The 22,091-nt window shown below is 65.1% G+C and carries 17 protein-coding genes; 11 read left to right on the plus strand and 6 right to left on the minus strand.

Annotation, left to right across the window (positions count from 1 at the left end):
- The first annotated feature begins 316 nt into the window (after window positions 1–316).
- The 4 genes from NCT32_RS14235 (at window position 317) to NCT32_RS14250 (ending at window position 4,360) form a co-directional block, all read left to right on the plus strand.
- Window positions 317–1,264 (plus strand): choline ABC transporter substrate-binding protein, encoded by a 948-nt coding sequence (locus tag NCT32_RS14235; RefSeq protein WP_061120812.1) that lies wholly within the window; start codon window positions 317–319, stop codon window positions 1,262–1,264.
- Window positions 1,265–1,969: 705 nt separating this feature from the next.
- Window positions 1,970–2,899 (plus strand): 3-keto-5-aminohexanoate cleavage protein, encoded by a 930-nt coding sequence (locus tag NCT32_RS14240; RefSeq protein ID WP_061120813.1) that lies wholly within the window; start codon window positions 1,970–1,972, stop codon window positions 2,897–2,899.
- A gap of 20 nt (window positions 2,900–2,919) precedes the next feature.
- Window positions 2,920–3,867 carry an L-carnitine dehydrogenase gene (locus tag NCT32_RS14245; protein WP_061120814.1) on the plus strand — a complete coding sequence of 316 codons (948 nt, stop codon included), beginning with the start codon at window positions 2,920–2,922 and terminating at the stop codon, window positions 3,865–3,867.
- Between the two features lie 13 nt (window positions 3,868–3,880).
- Window positions 3,881–4,360 (plus strand): thioesterase family protein, encoded by a 480-nt coding sequence (locus tag NCT32_RS14250; RefSeq protein ID WP_061120815.1) that lies wholly within the window; start codon window positions 3,881–3,883, stop codon window positions 4,358–4,360.
- Here NCT32_RS14250 and NCT32_RS14255 read toward each other — a convergent pair.
- Entirely contained in the window at window positions 4,303–6,540 is a 2,238-nt protein-coding gene (locus NCT32_RS14255) for a cation-translocating P-type ATPase (protein WP_086961472.1), read from the minus strand. The genes NCT32_RS14250 and NCT32_RS14255 overlap by 58 nt on opposite strands.
- Window positions 6,541–6,930: 390 nt before the next feature.
- On the opposite strand from NCT32_RS14255, the gene NCT32_RS14260 reads away from it, so the two are divergent.
- The 3 genes from NCT32_RS14260 (at window position 6,931) to NCT32_RS14270 (ending at window position 12,798) form a co-directional block, all read left to right on the plus strand.
- A complete protein-coding gene (locus NCT32_RS14260) occupies window positions 6,931–8,394 on the plus strand; it encodes a DUF1254 domain-containing protein (protein WP_061120816.1) in 1,464 nt (487 codons plus the stop codon).
- Between the two features lie 183 nt (window positions 8,395–8,577).
- Entirely contained in the window at window positions 8,578–12,267 is a 3,690-nt protein-coding gene (locus NCT32_RS14265; protein WP_250477264.1) for a DUF748 domain-containing protein, read from the plus strand.
- A 93-nt stretch (window positions 12,268–12,360) separates the two neighbouring features.
- A complete protein-coding gene (locus NCT32_RS14270) occupies window positions 12,361–12,798 on the plus strand; it encodes a DUF29 domain-containing protein (RefSeq protein WP_061120857.1) in 438 nt (145 codons plus the stop codon).
- A gap of 44 nt (window positions 12,799–12,842) precedes the next feature.
- On the opposite strand, the gene NCT32_RS14275 is transcribed toward NCT32_RS14270, so the two are convergent.
- The 3 genes from NCT32_RS14275 to NCT32_RS14285 all read right to left on the minus strand — a co-directional run bounded on the left by NCT32_RS14275 (window position 12,843) and on the right by NCT32_RS14285 (window position 16,488).
- Window positions 12,843–14,426, minus strand: coding sequence for a DHA2 family efflux MFS transporter permease subunit (locus NCT32_RS14275; RefSeq protein ID WP_061120818.1), 1,584 nt, complete (start codon window positions 14,424–14,426; stop codon window positions 12,843–12,845).
- Between the two features lie 101 nt (window positions 14,427–14,527).
- Entirely contained in the window at window positions 14,528–15,310 is a 783-nt protein-coding gene (locus tag NCT32_RS14280; RefSeq protein WP_061120858.1) for an ABC transporter substrate-binding protein, read from the minus strand.
- Between the two features lie 23 nt (window positions 15,311–15,333).
- Window positions 15,334–16,488, minus strand: a complete 1,155-nt coding sequence (locus NCT32_RS14285; RefSeq protein WP_061120819.1) for a methionine aminotransferase — start codon at window positions 16,486–16,488, stop codon at window positions 15,334–15,336.
- A gap of 138 nt (window positions 16,489–16,626) precedes the next feature.
- On the opposite strand from NCT32_RS14285, the gene NCT32_RS14290 reads away from it, so the two are divergent.
- Entirely contained in the window at window positions 16,627–17,553 is a 927-nt protein-coding gene (locus NCT32_RS14290; RefSeq protein ID WP_061120820.1) for a LysR substrate-binding domain-containing protein, read from the plus strand.
- Window positions 17,554–17,560: 7 nt separating this feature from the next.
- Here the strand turns inward: NCT32_RS14290 and NCT32_RS14295 are convergent, their stop codons facing one another.
- Window positions 17,561–18,715 (minus strand): branched-chain amino acid ABC transporter substrate-binding protein, encoded by a 1,155-nt coding sequence (locus NCT32_RS14295; RefSeq protein WP_061120821.1) that lies wholly within the window; start codon window positions 18,713–18,715, stop codon window positions 17,561–17,563.
- 367 nt (window positions 18,716–19,082) lie between these two features.
- Here NCT32_RS14295 and NCT32_RS14300 point away from each other — a divergent pair, with 367 nt between their 5' ends.
- From NCT32_RS14300 to NCT32_RS14310, 3 genes are all read left to right on the plus strand, one after another.
- Entirely contained in the window at window positions 19,083–19,511 is a 429-nt protein-coding gene (locus NCT32_RS14300) for a MarR family winged helix-turn-helix transcriptional regulator (protein ID WP_061120822.1), read from the plus strand.
- Between the two features lie 79 nt (window positions 19,512–19,590).
- Window positions 19,591–20,298 carry an SDR family oxidoreductase gene (locus NCT32_RS14305; protein ID WP_061120859.1) on the plus strand — a complete coding sequence of 236 codons (708 nt, stop codon included), beginning with the start codon at window positions 19,591–19,593 and terminating at the stop codon, window positions 20,296–20,298.
- 13 nt (window positions 20,299–20,311) lie between these two features.
- Window positions 20,312–21,505, plus strand: a complete 1,194-nt coding sequence (locus NCT32_RS14310) for a thiolase family protein (RefSeq protein ID WP_061120823.1) — start codon at window positions 20,312–20,314, stop codon at window positions 21,503–21,505.
- 46 nt (window positions 21,506–21,551) lie between these two features.
- On the opposite strand, the gene NCT32_RS14315 is transcribed toward NCT32_RS14310, so the two are convergent.
- Entirely contained in the window at window positions 21,552–21,968 is a 417-nt protein-coding gene (locus NCT32_RS14315; protein WP_061120824.1) for a YciI family protein, read from the minus strand.
- Between the last annotated feature and the right edge of the window lie 123 nt (window positions 21,969–22,091).

Genomic DNA, 22,091 nt, shown 5'->3' on the forward strand with positions numbered 1-22,091 from the left:
TTGCTATGTGCGACCAACCACAGACGCTGTGGCGTTTCGGCAAAGATTGACCTTGCGCAAGCGCGCCGGACATGTATTCGAATGATTAAGTGCGGCAATAAATACGCATCCGTACCGAACTCATCAGTTCAATGCGCGTTAACGCTGAGACGCGCGTCCGGCGGACGTGCATCCGCAAGAGAACGTTGCGGCGAGGTCGCAAGCGGTCAAGTCACGGTCGCACGCGGGCGTTCGGGCGCTTTTATGCGGCGGTACTTTTGATGCACGCCGGCACTCGAACCGGCGCATCGATTCAACCCTCCACGGAAGGCTCGTTATGACACAACGCCTGATTTCCACTCTGCTATTCGCCGGCGCATGCGCCGCGTTCGTCGCGCCGGGCGCGCACGCGGAGGACGCGAGTTGCCGCACGGTGCGCTTCGTCGATATTGGCTGGACCGACATCACGTCGACGACGGCGCTTGCCTCGGTCGTCTTCGAAGGGCTCGGCTATGCGCCGCGGACCACGGTCGCCTCGGTGCCGATTTCGCTCGCGGGCCTGAAGAGCAAGCAGATCGACGTGTCGCTTGGTTACTGGTGGCCAGTGCAGCAAAAGGCGGTCGAGCCGTTCCTCGAAGCGAAGAGCATCGAGAAGCTCGAGCCGCCGAATCTGTCGGGCGCGAAGGCGACGCTCGCGGTGCCGAGCTACGCGTATGACGCGGGCATCAAGACGTTTGCGGATATCGCGAAGCATCGCGATGAGCTGGGCGGCACGATCTACGGCATCGAGCCTGGCAGCAGCGCGAACGCCAAGATCCAGAAGATGATCGACACGAACCAGTTCGGACTTGGCGGATTCAAGCTCGTGCAGTCGAGCGAGGCGGGAATGCTGGTGACGGTCGAGCGCGCGATCCGCGAGAAGAAGCCTGTTGTGTTTCTTGGCTGGGAGCCGCATCCGATGAACATTCAGATGAAGATCAACTATCTCGCTGGTGGGGATGAGGTGTTCGGGCCGAACTATGGCGAGGCGCGGGTCTATACGCTGACTAACACGGACTTTTTGACGCGGTGTCCTAATGCGGGGAAGTTTGTTTCCAATTTGCGGTTTACTACCGATCTCGAGAATCGGTTGATGCAGCCTGTGATGAACAAGGAACGGCCTTCCGATGCGGCCAAGGCTTATCTCAAGCAGAATCCGCAGGTGTTGGATGCGTGGCTTGCAGGCGTCAAGACTGTGGATGGGAAGGAGGGGCTGCCGGCGGTTCGGCAGTATTTGGGGCTTTGATTTTTTTGTTTTTCGGCGGATCCCGCTTTGTTATTGGTTTATTAGCGTTGCCCCTATGCGGGGCGGCAGTCACTTTCTTTGCTGCTGCAAAGAAAGTAACCAAAGAAAGCAGCTTGTTAGGCCCGCGGTCACACGCAGTTTGACCATGCTTGCCAGCCGATCGTGGGCTGCCTAAGTGTCGCCCTCATAGGCCCAACCGCGCTTGGATCGCGCACGGTCTGACTAGCTAGTTGTTCAAACGCGCTGGTTCAGCACGAAACAGCGCCGGCACAGCGCTACGCGCTGCCGCTGGGTTTGCAAGGGACAACCTCGGTCGGCACTTACAGTGAGATGGAGGCGTTAGTAAAGAAAGTTCGGGCAAACCCGATTGACCCAACGGCCGCGAAGCGGGCCGGAGCCATTTGGTGCTGAACCGCTCCGCTGTGCGACGCGCGGTGACAGACCGTGTGCGATCCAAGCCCGGTTAGTCTTGTGAGGGCGACACTTAGGCAGCCCACGGTCACCTGGCAAGCGTGGCCAAACTGCGTGTGACCGCGGGCGTGTGGAGCTGCTTTCTTTGGTTACTTTCTTTGCAGCAGCAAAGAAAGTGACTGCCGCCCCGCACAGGGGCAGTGCTAATAAACCAAAACCAAAACGGGATCCCAAGAAGGCGCAAGCAACCAGGAAAAAGAAGGAACCCTAACCAACCCGAGGAAGCAAAAACCCATGAACTACGAAGTGATAGTAACGTGCGCAGTGACGGGCGCCGGCGACACCACCGGCAAGCACCCTGCAGTCCCCGTAACGCCGAAGCAAATAGCCGAAGCAGCAATAGAAGCGGCCCGCGCCGGCGCCACAGTCGCCCACTGCCACGTCCGCGATCCGAAGACTGGAAGAGGCAGCCGCGACCCGGCGCTATACCGGGAAGTGGTAGACCGCATCCGCTCCTCCGACACCGACGTCATCATCAATCTGACCGCAGGCATGGGCGGCGATCTCGAGATCGGCCCGGGCGAGGAGCCGATGCGCTTCGGCAAAGGCACGGATCTCGTCGGTGGCCTCACGCGCCTCGCCCACGTCGAAGAACTGCTGCCCGAAATCTGCACGCTGGATTGCGGCACGCTCAACTTCGGCGACGGCGACTACATCTACGTATCGACACCCGCGCAGCTACGGGCCGGCGCCAAGCGCATCCAGGAACTCGGCGTGAAGCCCGAACTGGAAATCTTCGACACGGGTCACCTGTGGTTCGCCAACCAGCTGCTCAAAGAAGGCCTGCTCGACGACCCGCCGCTCTTTCAACTGTGCATGGGCATTCCGTGGGGCGCGCCGCCCGACACCGGCACGATGAAAGCCATGGTCGACAACCTGCCGCCCGGCGCGCACTGGGCAGGCTTCGGCATCGGCCGCATGCAGATGCCGATGGTCGCGCAGGCGATGCTGCTCGGCGGCCACGTGCGCGTCGGTCTCGAAGACAACCTGTGGCTCGATCGCGGCGTGCACGCGACCAACGGCTCGCTCGTGCAGCGCGCGGTCGAAATCATCGAGCGTCTGGGCGCACGCGCGCTCACACCCGCCGAAGGACGCAGAAAGCTCGGACTTCCCCCGCGCGGCGAACGTCCGCTGGAAAAGCGCATCGCCGAACAATTCGCCTGACAAGACAAGGACACATCGACATGCAAGTGAAGCAATTCGCCGCGCTCGGCGCGGGTGTGATCGGCAGCGGCTGGGTGGCGCGCGCGCTCGGAGCAGGCCTCGACGTCACCGCGTGGGACCCGGCGCCCGGCGCCGAGGCGCAGCTTCGCGCGAACGTCGCGAACGCGTGGCCGGCGCTCGAACGCGCTGGACTGGCCAAGGGCGCATCGCAGGAGCGGCTGCGTGTCGTATCGACGGTCGAGGAATGCGTCGCCGACGCGGACTTCATCCAGGAAAGCGCGCCCGAGCGCGAGGAACTGAAGCTCGCGCTGCACGAGCGCGTGAGCCGCGCGGCGAAGCCCGATGCGATCATCGCGTCGTCGACGTCCGGGCTCCTGCCGAGCGATTTCTATGCGCGCGCCGTCAATCCCGGGCGCTGCGTCGTCGGACATCCGTTCAATCCGGTGTATCTGCTGCCGCTCGTCGAAGTGCTCGGCGGCGAAGCGACGTCGGGCGAGGCGATCGATGCGGCAATGAGCTTCTACGCATCCATCGGCATGCGGCCCTTGCGCGTGCGCAAGGAGGTGCCGGGCTTCATCGCGGACCGCCTGCTCGAAGCGCTCTGGCGCGAGGCGCTGCATCTCGTGAACGACGGCGTCGCGACGACCGGCGAAATCGACGATGCCATCCGCTACGGCGCGGGCATCCGCTGGTCGTTCATGGGCACGTTCCTTACGTACACGCTGGCGGGCGGCGAGGCGGGCATGCGACACTTCATGCAGCAGTTCGGCCCTGCGCTCGAATTGCCGTGGACGAAGCTCGTCGCGCCGAAGCTGACCGACGAGCTCATCGACCGCGTGGTCGAGGGCACGTCGCGGCAGACGAGCGGGCGCGGCATCAAGGAACTGGAGCGTTATCGCGACGACTGCATCGCGAGCGTAATCGAGGCGATCGCACAGGCGAAAGCACGCCACGGCATCGAAGACTAGAGGAACGACGACGATGATCTATCGCGATACGGTCAAACCCGAATGGGTCGACTACAACGGCCATCTGCGCGATGCGTTCTACATGCTGATCTACAGCCTCGCGACCGATGCGTTCATGGACCGCATCGGTCTCGACGACGCGGGCCGCCGCGCGAGGCAGCGCACGCTCTACACGCTCGAAGCGCACATCAGCTATCTGCGCGAAATCAAGGAAGGAGCGGCGGTGCGGGTCGTTGCACACGTGATTGCGCACGACAAAAAGCGCATCCATCTATACATGGAGATGTTCGAGGGCGATGCCGCCGAGCCGGTGTCGGCGTGCGAGCAGATGATGCTGCACATCGATTCGAGCGGCGCGCCGAAGTCCGCATCGTTCGATGAAGACATCGCCGCGCGCATCGCCGCCGAGCCGGCCATCGCGCTCACGGATGCACCTTACGCCGGACGCGTGATCGGTTTGCCCGCGCGCGCTTCCTCGACGGCGCCGGCCTGAGCGCGCCACGTTCTCAGCAACAGCGCGTTGGTCACCACGCTCACGCTGGAGAACGCCATCGCCGCGCCCGCGAACATCGGATCGAGCAAGCCGAATGCCGCGAGCGGAATGCCGATCAGGTTGTAGACGAACGCCCAGAAGAGGTTCTGCCGGATCTTGCGGTACGTGCGCCGCGAGATGTCGATTGCATCAGCGACGAGCGCCGGATCGCCGCGCATCAGCGTGAGGCCGGCCGCTTCGATCGCCACATCGGTACCGCTCGCCATCGCGATGCCGATGTCGGCGGCGGCGAGCGCGGGCGCGTCGTTGATGCCGTCGCCGGCCATCGCCACGATGCCGCCCGCCGACGCCTTCAGTTGCGCGACGACGCGCGCCTTGTCGTCGGGAAGCGTCTGTGCGAACACGAGATCCGATGGAATGCCCAACGCACGCGCGACGCTTCGCGCGCTGCCTTCGTTGTCGCCGGTGACGAGCGCGCTTTTCACGCCCATGCTCGCCAGGCGTTCGACGGCGGCACGCGCGGTCGGCTTCATCGTGTCGCCGAATGCCAGCAATGCAAGCACGGCGCCATCGAGATCGATGAGCCAGGAAATCGTGTTGCCCTGCGCCTCCAGTTCGCGCGCCCGCGCTTCGAGCGATGCCGGCACGCCCGCGCCCAGTTCCGCGACCCAGCGCGCGCTGCCGATCGCGACGCGCCGCGCCCCGACCTTCGCCTCCACGCCGCGCCCGGCCACCGCGCGCGCCGCACTCGCCTCGAAACGCGGCGCGTCGTTCGCGGCGGCCACGACGGCCTTCGCCAGTGGATGCTCGCTCATGCGCTGCACGGCGGCGGCGAGCCCGAGCGCTTCGGCCCGGTCCTGCCCGGGCGCGGCATCGAACGCGACGAGGCTCGGCCGGCCGACGGTCAGCGTGCCCGTCTTGTCGAACGCGACGATCCGGATCGCATGCGCCTGCTCGAGCGCCTGCGCGTCCTTGATGAGAATGCCCTGGCGCGCCGCGACGCCGGTGCCGGCCATGATCGCGGTTGGCGTCGCCAGGCCGAGCGCGCACGGGCAGGCGATCACGAGCACCGCGACCGCGTCGAGCAGCGCCGTTTCGGCGCCTGCGCCGTGCAGCAGCCAGCCGGCGAGCGTGACGAGCGCGATCGCCAGAATCGCCGGCACGAACACCGCCGATACGCGATCGACGAGCCGCTGAATCGGCGCCTTCTCCGCCTGCGCCGATTCGACGAGCCGGATGATGCGCGCGAGCGTCGTTTCCGCGCCGATCGCCGTGGTTTCGATCGCAATGACCCCTTCGCCGTTGATCGAGCCGCCGGTCGCACGGGCGCCCGGTTCCTTCGCGACGGGCAGGCTTTCGCCCGTGATCAGCGATTCGTCGATATGCGTGCGGCCCTCGCGCACGATGCCGTCGACCGGCACGCGCTCGCCCGGCCGCACGATGGCGATATCGCCGACGCGCACATCGGCGAGCGCGACGTCCCGTTCGCGCGCCGGATCGTCGCGGTCGCGCACGCGTGCCTTGTCCGGACGCAGCGCATTGAGCGCGCGGATCGCGTCGGTGGTCTGGCGCTTCGCGCGCGCTTCCAGCCACTTGCCGAAGCGCACCAGCGTGATGACGACCGCCGACGCCTCGAAGAACAGATGCTCCGTCATGCCGCCGTGCGCGAACATCTGATAGACGGACAAGCCCCAGGCCGCCGACGTCCCGAGCGCGACGAGCAGGTCCATGTTGCCCGCGAACGCCCGCACCGCGCGATAGCCGCCGACGTAGAAACGCGCGCCGAAGCCGAACTGCACGACGCTCGCGAGCACGAGTTGCAGCCACGGATTCAGCGCGAGCCCGAACATCGGCGCGAGGAGCGGCACGGTGAGCACGGCGGCGGCGAACACCGCGGCGAACTCGCGATCGAATGCGGCCGGCGCGGCGGCGGGCGCGGCTTCGGGCAGAATCGGCGCGGCTTCATAGCCGGCCTTCGCGATGGCGGCGACGAGCTGATCGTCCGTCACGGCGCCGTTCGCGTGCACGGTCGCCTTCTCGGTCGCGAGATTGACCGCGACGCTTTCGACGCCAGGCACGCGCTTGAGCACTTTCTCGACGCGCGCCACGCACGAGGCGCACGTCATGCCGCTCACGGCGAGTTGCGCGGTTCTCGGATTCTCGGATGATGCTGTGGACATAGTGAAACGCTCCGGTCTGGCTGGGATCGCGCAGATCCCTCACGACACGAGTATCGACCTTCCAATGATTGGAAGGTCAAGGACGCAATGGACGGCGTCGTGCGATCGTGCAATACATCGAAAATCATCGTATTCGAAGGACGAAACGCGCGACATTCAGTGCTTTTGACCGGCATCTGGTGCATTCTTCGACCTGCCGGAGCGCTTTTATACGCTTCATCTTGCCTATCGTCAGCGGTTAAGTTAAAACCCGAATTTCGAGATAATGCTCGTGGCGCGCCGCGCGGGGATTCGGGGCGGCATCGAGCCGCTTGCGAGCGTGCCGTGAATCGATCCCGAACCGGATCGCGCGAAGACCCAAATCGAAAGAAGAACCGGATTTACATTCGAATGAAGAACAACCGACGCTGGACGTTTCCGCTCAACACCGCAACCTGGATGAGCGTGAGTCTCGCCGGCATGGCGCTCCTGGCGGGCTGTGCGACAAAGCAGCCCGAGGTGAAGCCGACCAGCACGGGCTGGGTGAAAAATCAGGTCGCCGACGCCTATACGTTCGGATTTCCGCTCGTCGCCTCAGACATCGCCCGCGAGCGTGCCAGCGGCCGCACCGGGCAGCCCGGGCAGACGCCGCTCAACACGTTCCGTCACGCGATCGCGCTGCCGCCCGCAGGCGCGGCGGGCTGGCCGAGCGTCGATACGCTCGAATCGACCGCCTGGCTCGATGTCTTTGCCGATCCGGTGATCGTCTCGTTGCCCGCCGCGCCGCACGGCCGCTATCTCGACGCCCGCGCGTTCGACGCGTGGACCAACGCGCTCTATTCCAGCGCCGACACGACGCCGTATCCCAAGATGCAACTGATCGCGTTCGTGCCCGCGGGCTGGACCGGCACGCTGCCCGCCGTTGCGACGCGCGTCGAGACGCGCACGCGTTACGTGTGGCTTTCGGTGCGCGTGCGCGTGAACGGCCCGCGCGATGTGCGCGAGGCGCGCAAGCTGCAGACGTCGATGCGCATCGACACGCTGACGCCCGCGAAGGGCTCGGCCGCCGATCCGACGCCGGCGGTGGCCGGCGCGTGGCCCGCGAACGGCGCGCGCCAGCCCGCGGTGCCGCCGCTGCCCTCCGCACTGGCAACGGTAGCACCCGGCGCGCAGGCCGAAGCGCTCGACGCGAACGCGTTCTTCGCGCGCCTTGCCCGCTCGCTCGACGACAATCCCGCCGCCACCGACGATGCCCACGCGATGAGCCAGCTCGCCGAACTCGGCGTGAAGCCCGGCGAGCCGGTGCAGTTCAGGAAGACCGATGCGCCGCTCCTCGATTCCGGCCTCGCCGATGCGCGCGAGCGGCTCGCGACGGTGCCGCCGAACGCGATCACGAAGAACGGCTGGACCTGGTTCGGCGATGGCGTGGGCATCTACGGCACGGACTACACGCTGCGCGCCTATCTCGCACGCCGCCAGACTGCGACGAGCACGAAGGAAGGCGAAGTGAAGCCGGTGACGCGCGTGGACAGCGAAGGCCACGCGCTCGACGGCACGAAAGCGTACACGCTGCACTTCGCGCCCGATCAGTTGCCGCCGGTGCGCGGCTTCTGGACGATCACCGCGTATACGAAGGACGGCGCGCTCGCGAACGAGACGCTGCCGCGCCTGTCGCTCTCCGACCGCGACCGGCTCAAGAAGAATCGCGATGGTTCCGTCGACGTGATCGTGTCGGCGAAGTCGCCGGGACGCGCGCGCGACGCGAACTGGCTGCCCGCGCCCGAAGGCGAATTCCAGCTCGCGATGCGTCTCTATGCGCCCAAGGCGCAAGCGAGCGACGGCACATGGGCGCCGCCGCCCGTTCACCGGCAGTGAGTCAGACTCGCGAAAGCAATCAGACTGAAACATGAAGGCCGCGATTTTTTCGCGGCCTTCATGTTTTTGATACGCGGTTTGGGCAACGTTTGCGAGCCGCCTCGTCGTATACTCGAACATCATCTTTCCGGGACGGCGAAGCTCGGGCGGCGCTCATACGGGCGGCCTGTCGCCGCGCATCGAATGTCAAGCATCACCAGGTCTTCTCTTGCCTCCGCCGGTCAAACCCTGCGCGGAGTCGTTCATGCGCGGCGCACGCGGCGCATCTTCATCGGCTTGCTGATTGCGTTACTCGTCATCGGCGCGCTCGGGTTTTTCGTCGCGCCGCCGGTCATCCGGCATATCGCCGAGCAGCAGCTCGCGCAGCAGCTCGATCGCCCGGTCAGCATCAGGCGCATCTCGCTCAATCCCTACACGCTCGATTTCGAAGCCGATGGCGTGCATATCGGCGAATCGCCCGCGAATCTCGCGAAGACGCCGGGCGCCCCGGCCGATTTCGTCGATGTGTCGCGGCTCGTCGTGCGCACCTCGTGGTCGTCGGTGTTCAGGCTCGCGCCGGTCGTCAATGAACTGAAAATCGATTCGCCGCGCATCAACGTCGTGCGCTTCGACGGCGAGCATTTCAACTTCTCCGATCTGATCGCGAAGTTCTCGAAGCCCTCGCCGACGCCCTCGGACAAGCCCGCGCGCTTCTCGGTGTCGAACATCCGGCTCGAAAATGGCCAGATCACATTCGATGACAGGCTGCTGAAGGCGAAGCACGTGATAGACCGCTTCGCGCTCGGCATCCCGTTCATCGCGACGCTGCCGTCGGCCACGGACATTTTCGTGACGCCGCTGTTGCAGGCGCGTATCGACGGCTCGCCGCTCGTCGTGAAAGGGCGCACCAAGCCGTTCGCGCAGTCGCGCGAATCCGAGATCGCGCTCACGCTCGATGGCCTCGACGTGCCGCAGATGGCGTCATACGCGCCGGCCTCGGTGCCGGTCGCAGTGAAGAGCGGCAAGCTGTCGACGGATCTCAACGTGAACTTCGCGATCTCGGGCGACACGCCGACGATCCGCATTGCAGGCACCGCCGATCTCGCCGATCTCGCCGTCATCGACAAGGCGAACGCGCCGCTCGTCGCGGCCCGCGCGCTGCACGTGAAGATCGCGAACGCAGAGCCGCTGCGCGACATCTATCACTTCGACGAAGTGACGCTGTCGAACCCCGATGTGCATCTCGCGCGCGATCCGGCGGGACAGTTGAATGTGCAGAAACTGGCCGGTCCCGCGCCGGCGAAAGACGCGAAGGAAGCGCAAAAGGCCGCGCCTCCGCTCGATCTGACGATCCGTCATCTCGCGATCGACGGCGGCAGGATCGCCCTCGATGACCAGTTGCTCAAGACACGCGCGCAGGGTGCGCTCACCGGCCTCGCCGTCACGCTCGACGGTTTCTCGACGCTCGCGAAGACCCCCGCGAAATACACGCTCAAGACCGCATTCGACAAGGGCGGCGCGCTCGATGCCTCGGGCAACGTGACGCTCGCCGCGAAGACGGCGGACGTGAAGCTGGCGCTGAACGCGTTGGCGCTGCCGCCGCTGCAGCCGTATCTCGCGAACCTGATGGCCGCGCGGGTGACGAGCGGCACGCTCGGCGCGAACCTGCCGGTGTCGGTCGACTGGAGCAAGCCGGATGGCGGCGTGCAGGTCGGCGCGGGCAATGTGAAACTCGATGCGCTCGCGCTCGTGCCCAATGCGGGCGGCGGCGCGCCGATCAAGCTGGCGTCGGCGGTGGCGAAGATCGGCAAGGTCGATGTATCCGCGCGCAACGCATCGCTCGACAGCGTCCAACTGAGCGGTCTCGCGCTCGACGCGACGCGCCGCAAGGACGGCAGCATCGATCTCGCCGCGCTCGCGGGGCCGCACGAGGCCGCGCCCGAGCAGACCGCGACGCGCAAGATCCAGAAGGCGCAGGCGGCCGGCCCGGCGTGGCGCTATCAGATCGGCGAGATCACGCTCGCCGATGCATCGGCGAATATCACCGACGAATCCACGGCGCGGCCGGTCAAGCTGCGCGTCGCGCCGCTCGCGGTGAACGTGAAGCAGTTCAGCGACGATCTGACCAAACCGCTCGCCGTCGATGGCAAGCTCACGTTGAACGGCCGTGGCGCGCTCGCGATCGGCGGCAATGTCACGGTCACGCCGCTCAAGCTCGCGCTGCACGTGAAGGGCGATCAGGTCGATGCCTCCGCGTTCGAGCCGTATTTCGGCGACAGGCTGAACATCGAAGTGACGAGCGCCTATCTGAACGCGAACGGCGATGTCGCGATGTCGGGCAGCGGCAAGACGCTCGCGGCGTCGTATAAGGGCGATGTTTCGTTGTCGGATGTGCGCATGCTCGACAAGGCGACGTCCGACCGCTTCGCGGGCTGGAAGCTGCTCGGCCTGACCAACGCGAAGGTGAACTACAGCGAGCGCGGCACCGATATCGACGCGGCGCGCGTGACCTTCGCGAAGTTCTACGGCCGCGTGCTGCTCGACGCGCAGGGCAGGCTGAACCTGAAGAGCGTGGTGGCGGGTGAGGGCGGGCCGCAATCGGTGACGCGCGGCGGAGCGAAGGAGGAAGGCGCGTCTGCGCCGGCGGCGGCGAGCGCGCCCGCGACTGTGCCGGTGAAAACCGCGTCGGATTCCGGGCCGCCGGTCAACATGCACTTCGGCCAGCTGGTGCTGCAGGACGGCCGCGTGACCTATACCGACAACTTCATCAAGCCGAACTACACGGCGAATCTCGTTGCGATCAACGGCACGATCGGCGCATTCGGCACGCGTTCGACGACGCCCGCGCCCGTCGATGTATCGGCGAAGCTGGCGGCGAACGGGCCGGTATCGATCAAGGGGCAAATCAACCCGCTGATCGAGAAGCCGGCGCTCGATCTGACGGCGAGCGCGCACGGCGTCGAGCTGACGAACCTCACGCCGTATTCGTCCAAGTACGCGGGCTATCCGATCACGAAGGGCAAGCTCAACGTCGATCTGCACTACATGCTGGCCGACAACAAGCTCACGGCGAACAATCATCTCTTCATCGATCAGCTGACGTTCGGCGATCACATCGACAATCCGACGGCGACGAAGCTGCCGGTGAGGCTCGCGGTGTCGCTCTTGAAGAATTCGCGCGGCGAGATCGACGTCAACATTCCGATTTCCGGGTCGCTCGACAATCCGGAGTTTTCGATCGGCGGGCTCGTGTGGCAGGCGATCGTGAATCTCGTGCAGAAGGCGGTGACCGCGCCGTTCACGCTGCTCGCGCACGCGTTCGGCGGCGGCAGCGGCGAGGATCTCAACTACATCGAATTCGATGCGGGTTCGGCCGCGTTGAACGATGCCGCGCAGAAGAAGCTGGATACGATTGCCAAGGCGCTGGTGGACAAGCCGTCGGTGCGAATGGACGTGACGGGCCGTGTCGATCCGAATACGGACGAGCCGGCGTTGCGGGCCGCGTGGCTCGACGGCCAGGTCAAGCGCGCGAAGGTGCGCGACATGTCCGACAACGGCGAGACCGTGGACTGGAACGCGATCAAGATATCGGATGCCGACTACGACAAGTATCTGGCGAAGGTGTACAAGTCGGCGGAGTTCAAGAAGCCGACCAACTTCATCGGCATGACGAAGACGGTGTCCGATGCGGACATGAAAGCGGCCTTGACGAAGAATGCGCCGGTGGATGACGGGTCGCTGCGCGATCTGGCGCAGCGTCGCGCGCAGGCGGTGCAGGAGTACTTCGACGGGAAGATCGACAGCAAGCGGATTTTTGTCGTCGCGCCGAAGATGTCCGCGGACGATATCAAGGACAAGGGGGCGGGTTCGCGCGTGGAACTCGGTTTGAAGTGAGTCGCGTTAGCCGTCTGGACGATCTGCATGAACAAGGGAATGCAAACTAGCATGGGCGATACCGAAAATCCGAAGGAAAACGGGAATCTGCCGATGGGAACACCTTATGAAAAGGACGTGGTGGCGTGGGCCTATGAACAGGCCGCGCTGCTGCGTGCAGGGAAGCTTGCGTCCATCGATATCGAGCATATCGCTGAGGAAATCGAGGACGTCGGTAAGAGTGAACAAAGGGAATTCGCGAGCAGGATGGCGATCTTGCTGGCGCATTTGCTGAAGTGGCAGTTTCAGCCGGAGCGGCGAACCAATAGCTGGACGAACACCATCCTGACTCAGCGCGCCGCAATCGAGCGACGGCTCAGGAAAACGCCGAGTCTGAAGCCGATGCTCACCGAAGAGGACCGGATCGCCGATATGTGGGGCGATGCGCGCGAACAGGCGGCGAATGAAGCGCGTATCGGTTTCGCAGATTTCCCGGAAAGCTGTCCGTGGACGATGTCCTCGGTACTGGAGCAGGGGTTTTTGCCCGAGTAACACGCCACGCGAGCCACGCGAGCCGCGCGAGGCTCGCGCTACCTTCAATGCGCCCCCGAAGCCGCCCCGCCCCCGCCTCCCTTCGCCACCTTCGTAATCCAGATTAGCGGAATGATCAAAATGAAGATCACCGCCGAGATCAGAAAGATATCGTTGAGCCCCATCATCGCGGCTTGCGTGTTGACGGTGAAATTGAACATCCCGCGTGCTTGCGCTTCGCTGACATCGAGTGTCGATTGCGATAGCCCGAGCGACTGCAGAAACGCCGGGTTGTAGACATTCGCCTGCTCGGTGAGCCGCTCGTGATGCAGCGCGATGCGGTTATCCCACGCGTTGCCCGCGAGCGAGGTGCCCACCGCGCCGCAAAACACCCGCGCGAAATTCGACAGCCCCGCCGCCGCCGGAATCTTCGACGGCGGCAATCCCGAGAGCACGATCGCTGTGAGCGGCACGAAGAACATCGCCATGGGGATGCCTTGCAGGAGCGTCGGCAGCACGAGATGCCACGTGTCGATCTCGATCACGTACTTCGAGCGCAGCCAGAACACGAACGCGAAACCGATGAACGCCATCGTCGCGATGATGCGCGCGTCGCTGCGCGGCAAGACCTTGCCCATCACCGGCGCGAGGATCACGGCGAAGATGCCGAGCGGCGCGGTGACGAGCCCCGCATCGACGGATCGATAGTTCAGATACTGCTGCATCCATTGCGGCAGCAGCACGAGATTGCCGAAGAACACGCCGTACGCGACCGAAATCGCCACCGTCCCGCCGAAGAAGTTGCGCCCCGCGAAAAGACGCAGATCGACGACCGGATTCGGGTCGGTCAACTCCCACACGACGAAGAACGCAAACGCGATGGCCGCGACGATCGCGAGCACCACGATCAGCGGCGACGAGAACCAGTCGAGGTCGCGGCCCTTGTCGAGCATGATCTGCAGCGACGCCACCCACGAAACGAGCAGCAGCAGACCGATGACGTCGATCGGCGCTTTGCGCGTCGGCGATTCGCGATCGCGGTAGATGAGCCACGTGACGCCCGCCGCGAAGATGCCCACCGGAATGTTGATGTAGAAGATCCACGACCACGAATAGCTGTCGGTGATCCAGCCGCCGAGCGCGGGACCGGCGATCGGCCCGACGGTCGCGGTCATCGCCCAGAGCGAAAGCGCCATCGACGATTTCTCTTTCGGATACGAGCCGAGCAGGATCGCCTGCGACAGCGGAATCAGCGGCCCGGCGACCGCGCCCTGCAACACGCGCGCGAACAGCAGCACCGGCAGATTCGGCGCGAGGCCGCACAGCCACGACGACAGCACGAACATCAGGATTGCGCCGACGAAAAGGTGCACTTGCCCGAGCCGCTGTGTGAGCCAGCCGGTCAGCGGAATGGAGACGGCGTTCGATGCCGCGAACACGGTGATGACCCACGTGCCCTCGTTGACGGACACGCCGAGATTGCCGGAGATCGTCGGAATCGCGACATTGGCGATCGACGAATCCAGCACGTTCATGAAGGTCGCGAGCGCCACCGCGAAGGTGGCGAGGACGAGCTGGCCGCCTGCGAGCGGCGCAGGCGGCGCAGGTGGCGATGCGGCGGCGGAACGGGGCGTCGTCGGCGTGCTCATGCGGCTCCAATGCTCGGGGCCGCGATGGTCGCGCCGCGGCCGAGAAGGTCAAGCCGCCAGTGTGCCTGCGCTCAAAAAAAGCTGCTGAAGCCGCCGCCGTGTCACTTCGCTGAAATATCGATATTGCCGAGATACTTCTTCGCGTACTTGTCGATGGTCCCGTCCGCCCGAACCTTCTCGATCGCCGCGTTGAGTTTCGCCTTCAGCGCATCGTCGCCCTTGCGCACGCCGTAAGCGATGCCGCTGCCGAGAATCTTGTCGTCGCGCACCGGCGCACCGACGAACGCGAAGCCTTCGCCGTCCGGCTTCGACAGGAACCCGGTCTGTCCGGCGGGCGCGAGCACGAGCGTCGCGTCGAGACGGCCGGACTTCAGATCCGCATATACCTGGTTCTGATCCTGATACGGCACGACCTTCACGCCTTCGTTCTCCCAGTGCGCCTTCGCGAACGTCTCCTGAATGGAGCCTTGCAGCACGCCCACGCTCTTGCCCTTCAACGATGCCGACGTCGGCTCCAGACCGCTGCCTTTCTTCGCGATCAGTTGCGTCGGCACGCGATACACGACCGTCGTGAAGTCGATCGCCTGGCGGCGTTGGTCGGTCGCGTTCATCGCGGAGTTGATCGCGTCGAACTTGCGGCCCTGCAGCGCGGGAATCAGGCCGTCGAACGACGTCTCGACCCACTTGCACTGCATCTTCGCGGCGGCGCAGACCGCGTTGCCGACGTCGATGTCGAGCCCTTGCAGTTCGCCCGTCGACGATTTGGATTCGAACGGCGGGTATTGCGCCTCCAGTCCGAAGCGCAGCGTATCGGCGGCAAGCGCCGCACCGCTCGCGAACGTGCATGCGACGAACAGGGCGCTGGCGATGTGTTTGAGTTTCATCGTGTTGGTCTCCAGGGAAATCGTCAGATCGAACAAAGGCGGCGCGCGCCTTCGACGAGCGTGTCGTCGTCTTTCGCGAACGAAAGACGGATCAGGTGGTTGTCGGTGCCGTCGGTGTAGAACGCGGACAGCGGAATCGTCGCGACGCGCGCTTCCCGGATCAGGCGCAGCACGAAGTCGCTGTCGGACTCGTTCGAGATCGCGTCATACCGCGCCAGCATGAAGAAACTGCCCGCGCTCGGCAACAGTTCGAAGCGCGATTGCCTCAGCGATTCGGCGAGCAGGTCGCGCTTGTGCTGATAGAACGGCCCGAGATTCAGATAGCTCGCTTCGTCCGCGAGTGCTTCGGCGAAAGCCATTTGCATCGGCGTATCGGCGGAGAAGGTCATGAACTGGTGGATCTTGCGGATCTCGGCCGTCAACGGCGCCGGCGCGAGACAGTAGCCGACGCGCCAGCCCGTGACGTGATACGACTTGCCGAACGACGACACGATCACGCTGCGTTGCGCCAGCTCGGGATAGCGGGCCATGCCGTGATGCGGCGCGCCATCGAAGACGACGTGCTCGTAGACTTCATCCGACAGCACGACGATCTTCGTGTCGCGCGTGAGGGCGGTGAGCCGTTCGATGTCGGCGGATGTGAACGCGCTGCCGGTCGGATTGTGCGGCGTGTTGACGAGGATCATGCGCGTGCGCGGCGTGATCGCGGCGGCGACTTCGTCCCAGTCGATGTGGAAAGTCTCGGGCGAAAGCTTGATTGCGACGGGCGTGGCGCCCTGCAACTGCACGATCGGCGCATAGCTGTCGAAGGACGGCTCGAAATAGATGACCTCGTCGCCGGGATGCACGAGCGCGCTGATCGTCGCGTACAGGCCTTCGCTCGCGCTCGCGACCACCGTGATTTCCGTGTCCGGATCGTACTGCGCGCCATACAGCTTCTGCGTCTTCACGGCGATTGCCTCGCGCAGCGCGAAGACGCCGGACATCGGCGAATACTGGTTATGTCCTGCCCGCATGGCTCGCTCGACGCCTTCGATCAGCTTCGGATCGCACGCGAAGTTCGGCGCGCCCTGCGACAGGTTGAGCGCGTGATGCTCCTCGGCCAACTGGCCGATGACAGAGAAAATGGTCGTGCCGACTTTCGGCAGCTTCGATTCGGGAATGCAGGCGCTTTGCACGGCGAGTGTCTCCGGTATTGCGGTTCGGCGATGACTGCCGTCGATTCAACCGCAGCAATAAAGCGCGGACAATCGAAACTTTGTCATACTAGCCATGCTTGCAATTCATGGCTACATGTCAAAAACCCGATAGCTCCGATGAAACAGCTCCCCTCCCTCGACCTGCTCAAGACCTTTCTCGTGGTCGCGCAGAAGCTGAATTTCACGCGCGCCGCCGAGGTGCTGAACGTGACACAAGGCGCGGTCAGCCGCCAGATTGCGGGACTCGAGGCGCATCTCGGCTACGCGCTTTTCACGCGGCAGGCGCGCGGGCTCGCGTTGACGCAGCACGGCGCGCTGCTCGTCGCGCCCTTGCAACAGGCGTTCGCGCATATCGACGATGCGCTCGCGAAAGGCGGCGCGCAATCCGGCATTCTGCGCGTGAAGTGCCCGACCTGCGCGATGCGCTGGGTGCTCCCGCGCGTCATCCGCTTGCAGAATGAGCGCCCGGAGCTGGTGGTGGAGGTGACGGCGTCGGTGTCGCACGGCGTCGAGTTCGGCGCGGAGGCGTTCGATGCGGCGATCGTGTTCGGCGCCGCGCCGTCGCTCAGAGGCGTGGTGTCGCATCATCTTTTCGATGAAGTGCTGACGCCCGTCTGCGCGCCCGAATTGTGGAAGCCGAAAAAGCACGCCGCGCCCGCGCCCGACGATCTCGCCGGCAAGACGCTTCTGCATCCCACGCGAGACCGCCGCGACTGGCTTCTGTGGCTCGGCGCCTACGGCTATGCGGGCCTGCCGTCGACGAAAGCGCAGCATTTCGACACGCTCGATCTGGCGATGTCGTCGGCGATGCAGGGTCTGGGCGTGACGATCGGCGATGTCTCGCTGATCGAGGAAGATTTGCGCGCGAAGCGCGTGATCGCGCCGTTCCCGCTGTGCGTGACGAGCGGCGCGGCGTATTACCTCGCGTATCCGGAGCGGCCCGCGCCGTCGCCCGCATTGCAGCAATTCGCGCAATGGCTGGGCGACGAGGCGGCGAAAACGCGCGCGGGACTTCAGGCGCGGACGCACGCGGCGCCGGCCTGAAGCATCGTTACATGCCGTGCTTGGTGACGACCGACGCCCACTGTCCGTTCTTCACCTGATACAGCGTCGACGATGCGTTCTTCAGCGCGCCGTTGCTGTCGAACGCGATCGGCCCGGTGATGCCCTGGAACGTGTTCGTTTTCAGCACGGGCCGGTACACGTTCGGATCGATGGAATTGGCCTTCTGCATCGCGTTGATCGCGGCCCATGCGGCGTCGTAGCCAAACGGCGCATACGAGAGAATCGCGACGCCGAAGCGCTTCTGGAACTTGTCGCTGAACGCCTTGCCTTCGGGCAGCTTGTCGAGCGGGCTGCCGTATTCCCACGCCTGCGCGCCCTCGGCGGCATCGCCCGCGAGCTTGAGGAAATCGGCGTCCATCACGCCGCCGCCGCCGACGAACTGCGCGTTCATGCCGAGCTGCTTCATCCGCTTGACGACTGCCGCCGCCTGGCGGTCGAGGCCGCCGAAGAAGATCAGATCGGCGTTGGCGGCCTTGATGCGCGTGAGCTGCGCGCTGAAATCGACGGTCTGATTGTCGCTGTACTCGCGCGTGACGATCGTGCCGCCTTTCGCCTTCACTGCCTTCTCGAACTCGTCGGCTTCGCCCTGACCGAAGGCCGTGCGATCGTCGATGATCGCAATGCGCTTCGCCTTCGTCGTCGTCACTGCATACGCGCCGGCGTTGCCCGCGTTTTGCGCGTCGCTCGAAATCACGGTGAACATGTTCTCCAGGCCGCGTGTCGTGATGGTCGGATTGGTCGCGGCGGGGTCGATCGTCGGGATGCCGGCGCTGTTGTAGATCGGCGAGGCGGGCAGCGTCGTGCCCGAATTGAAGTGCCCGACGACGACTACCACGCCATCATCGACGAGCTTCTGCGCCGCCTGAACGCCGACGCGCGGGTCGGCCTGGTCGTCTTCCGCGCGGATCTCGAACTTCGCCGTCTTGCCGCCGATCATGATCTTCTTCGCGTTGGCTTCGTCGAGCGCGAGCTGCACGCCGTTCTGGAGGTCTTTCCCGTAACCCGCGTTCGCGCCGGTCAGCGGCGCGGCAAAACCCACTTTCACCGGCAGTTCGTCGGCGCTCGCGGCGAAGGGCGCGGCGGCGAAGGTGGCCGCGGCGCATGCCACGAGCCATGCCAAAGGTTTGGTACGGATGCGCATGGTTTTCCTCTCCCTTTTGATTTGGCAATCGAATGGAACACGACCGGTCCAGTGCCGGCAAGACGGACTTGCCCTCGACGGCCGGCAATCCGGCGATGAAAGCAGCCGCTTCGCGCGCGGCCCGGCACAGGCAGCGGACATGCGCAATGTAGAAAGCCAATTTCGCCGCGTCTTGGTGTTAAGTCGCGCGTCCGATGCGGATTTCGGCACAGGCCCGATGTGCCGCGATCGCAAGCCGGGGGCGGCTCGGCGCGTTTCGGCACCGCGCGGCGAACGACGATTCCCGACCATCGCCGGGCGGCGCCTATCGCAACGATCGATATTCCCTTGCTTGACAAAGTGCATATGCACTCATATCCTGCTCGACATGACTTCCCACTCTTCTCCTCTCGACTGCAACTGTTTCGCTATCCGCCAGGCGGCGCGTTATGTGTCGCAGATGTACGAGCGGCACCTGAACGTGGTCGGCATCACGGCGGCGCAGTTCACGATTCTCGCGGCGATCGGGCGCAGGCCCGGCGTGCAGATGGCCGAGCTCGCCGAGTCGATGGTGATGGACCGCACCACGCTCGTGCGCGCGCTCAAGCCCTTGCAGCGCGACGGCCTCGTCGAAGCGGCGCAGGAATCCGCCAGCTCGCGCGCGGTCGGTCTGCGGCTGACGGCATCCGGCAAGGACACGCTCGTCAAGGCATCGGCGCAATGGCGTGTCGCGCAGGCGGAATTCGAAGCGAAGTTCGGCGAAAAGCGCGCGAAGGCATTGCGTCAATCGCTGTTCGAACTGACGACGATGGAGTGAGCGGCATCGACCAGGCTCGCCGGGCGCGGGCCTTTTTCGTATCGTATTAGTGCATATGCACAGTTTGATGGAGCACATCATGCAGATCAAAGGAAAAGTCGTTCTCGTCACCGGCGCCAATCGCGGCCTCGGCAAGCAATTCGCAAAGTCGCTGCTCGAAGCGGGCGCGGCGAAGGTCTACGCCGCCGCTCGCGATCCGAAGAGCGTCGATATTCCCGGCGTCGAAGCGATCCGCCTCGACGTGACCAACGCGGCCGACATCGCCGAAGCGGCCGCGACTTATAGCGACGTGCAGGTGATCGTCAACAACGCGGGCGCGACGACGCGCGGCCTGCTCGTCGATCCGGCATCGACGCAAGGCATCCGCGATCTGCTCGAGATCAACACGTTCGGCCCGATCGCGCTCACGCAGGCGTTCGCGCCCGTTCTGAAGAGGAACGGCGGCGGCGCGGTCGTCAACATTCTGTCGGTGCTGAGCTGGGTTTCGTTGCCGGCGGGCGGCGCGTATCACATTTCGAAGGCGGCGGCGTGGGCGGCCACCAACGCATTGCGCGAGGAATTGCGCGAGCAGGGCACGCTCGTCGTGGCGGCGCATCCCGGCTACATCGACACCGACATGACGGCGCAGGTCACCGCGCCGAAGTCGACGCCGGCGCATGTGGTGAACGAAGTGCTCGCCGCGCTGGAAAAGAACCAGGAAGAAGTGCTCGTCGATGACACCGGGCGCGACGTCAAGCGTTCGCTCTCCACCGACACGCCGATCTATCTCACCGGCATCCCACGCTAAGCGAGGCACCGCCATGTTTGCGCAAGACATCGTTTTGTCTCATCCGGTGCGCACGGCGATCGGCGCGTTCAACGGCGCGCTCAAGGACACGCCCGCCGTCGATCTCGGCGCGGCGGCGATCGCGGAAACGCTGCGGCGGGCGGGCAGCGCGCTCGATCCCGCGTCGATCGACTCGGTCGTGTTCGGCAACGTGATCCAGGCGGGCAACCGCATGAATCCGGCGCGGCAGGCGTCGGTCGGCGGCGGCGTGCCCGTCTCCGTGCCCGCGCTGAGCGTCAATCGCGTGTGCGGCTCGGGCGCGCAAGCCATTGCGACAGCCGCGACCGAGATCGCGGCGGGCATCGCCAGGCTCGCGGTCGCGGGCGGCATGGAGAACATGGATCGCGCGCCGTATCTGCTCGACGGCGGGCGCCGCGGCTATCGCATGGGTAACGCGCAGATCTACGACAGCATGCTGCGCGACGGCCTCGTCGATGCGTTTTCCGGCGAGCATTCGGGCTGGCACACCGAAGACCTCGTGACGAAGCTGGATATCACGCGTGAAGCGCAGGACCGCTGGGCCGAGCGTTCGCAACAGTTGTTCGCGGCCGCGCAGCAGGACGGCGCGTTCGATGCGGAAATCGTCGGCGTCGATGTGAAGGCGGGCCGGGAAACCGTCACGTTCGCGCGCGACGAGCAGCCGCGCCCCGACACGAGTCTCGCGACGCTCGCCAGACTGCGCCCGGCGTTTCGTCCCGACGGCACGATCACGGCGGGCAATGCGCCGGGGCTGAACAGCGGCGCGTCGGCGATGATCGTGACGAGCCGCAAGGAAGCCGATGCGCGCGGTATCGAACCGTTCGTGCGGCTCGCGGCGTTCGGCGTGGCGGCGGTCGAACCGGGCATGTTCGGGCTCGGGCCGGTGCCTGCGGTGCAGCAGGCGTTGCAGCGCGCGGGATGGAACCTCGCCGATGTGGAGCGCTTCGAGATCAACGAAGCCTTCGCGGCGGTGCCGATCGCCGTGGCGAGGACGCTCGGCGTGCCGGACGATATCGTCAACGTGGAGGGCGGCGCGATTGCGCACGGGCATCCGATCGGCGCGACCGGCGCGGTGCTCACGACGCGTCTCGCGCACGCAATGCGCCGTGACGGCGTGAAGCGCGCGATCGTCACGTTGTGCATCGGCGGCGGGCAGGGCATTGCGCTCGCGCTGGAGCGCCTGATCTGAGCGTCGTGACGTGAGCGGGGCCGGCACGATCGGGGCCGGCTCTCGCTCATTTCCTGACCGCTTTCTGCATCTCGTCGAACCCCGCCGCGGCTGCCTTCACGTCCGGCGGGAAATCCTCCATCTCCTGTACCTGCCGCACTTCGATCATCTCGTTCTCCGATCCGGGACAACGCTTGGCCCATTCGATCGCTTCCTCGCGCGACTTCACCTGGATCATCCAGTAGCCGCCGAGCACTTCTTTCGCCTCGGCGAACGGTCCGTCGGTGACGCGCGGCTTGCCGCCTTCGAACGTGACGCGCGCGCCCATCGACGGCGGATGCAGTCCGTCGAGCGCGAGCAGCACGCCGGCCTTCTGCAATTCCTCGTTGTACTTCATCATGGCGGCGACGGCTTCCGCACTCGGCATCGCGCCCGGCTCCGCGCTTTCGTAGCCGCGCGGGATCATCAGCATCATGAATCGCATGTGGATTGCTCCTTCAAAAGAGTGTATTGGTGTCGAGCGTGATCGGCCCGCTCACACCTTACGACGCGCAACCCTGCAAGGGATCGACACATGCCCGTGGATTTCTGTCTTAAGCGTTTGTCC

This window comes from Caballeronia sp. INML2, from assembly GCF_023631365.1.
Classification (GTDB): Bacteria; Pseudomonadota; Gammaproteobacteria; order Burkholderiales; family Burkholderiaceae; genus Caballeronia; species Caballeronia turbans.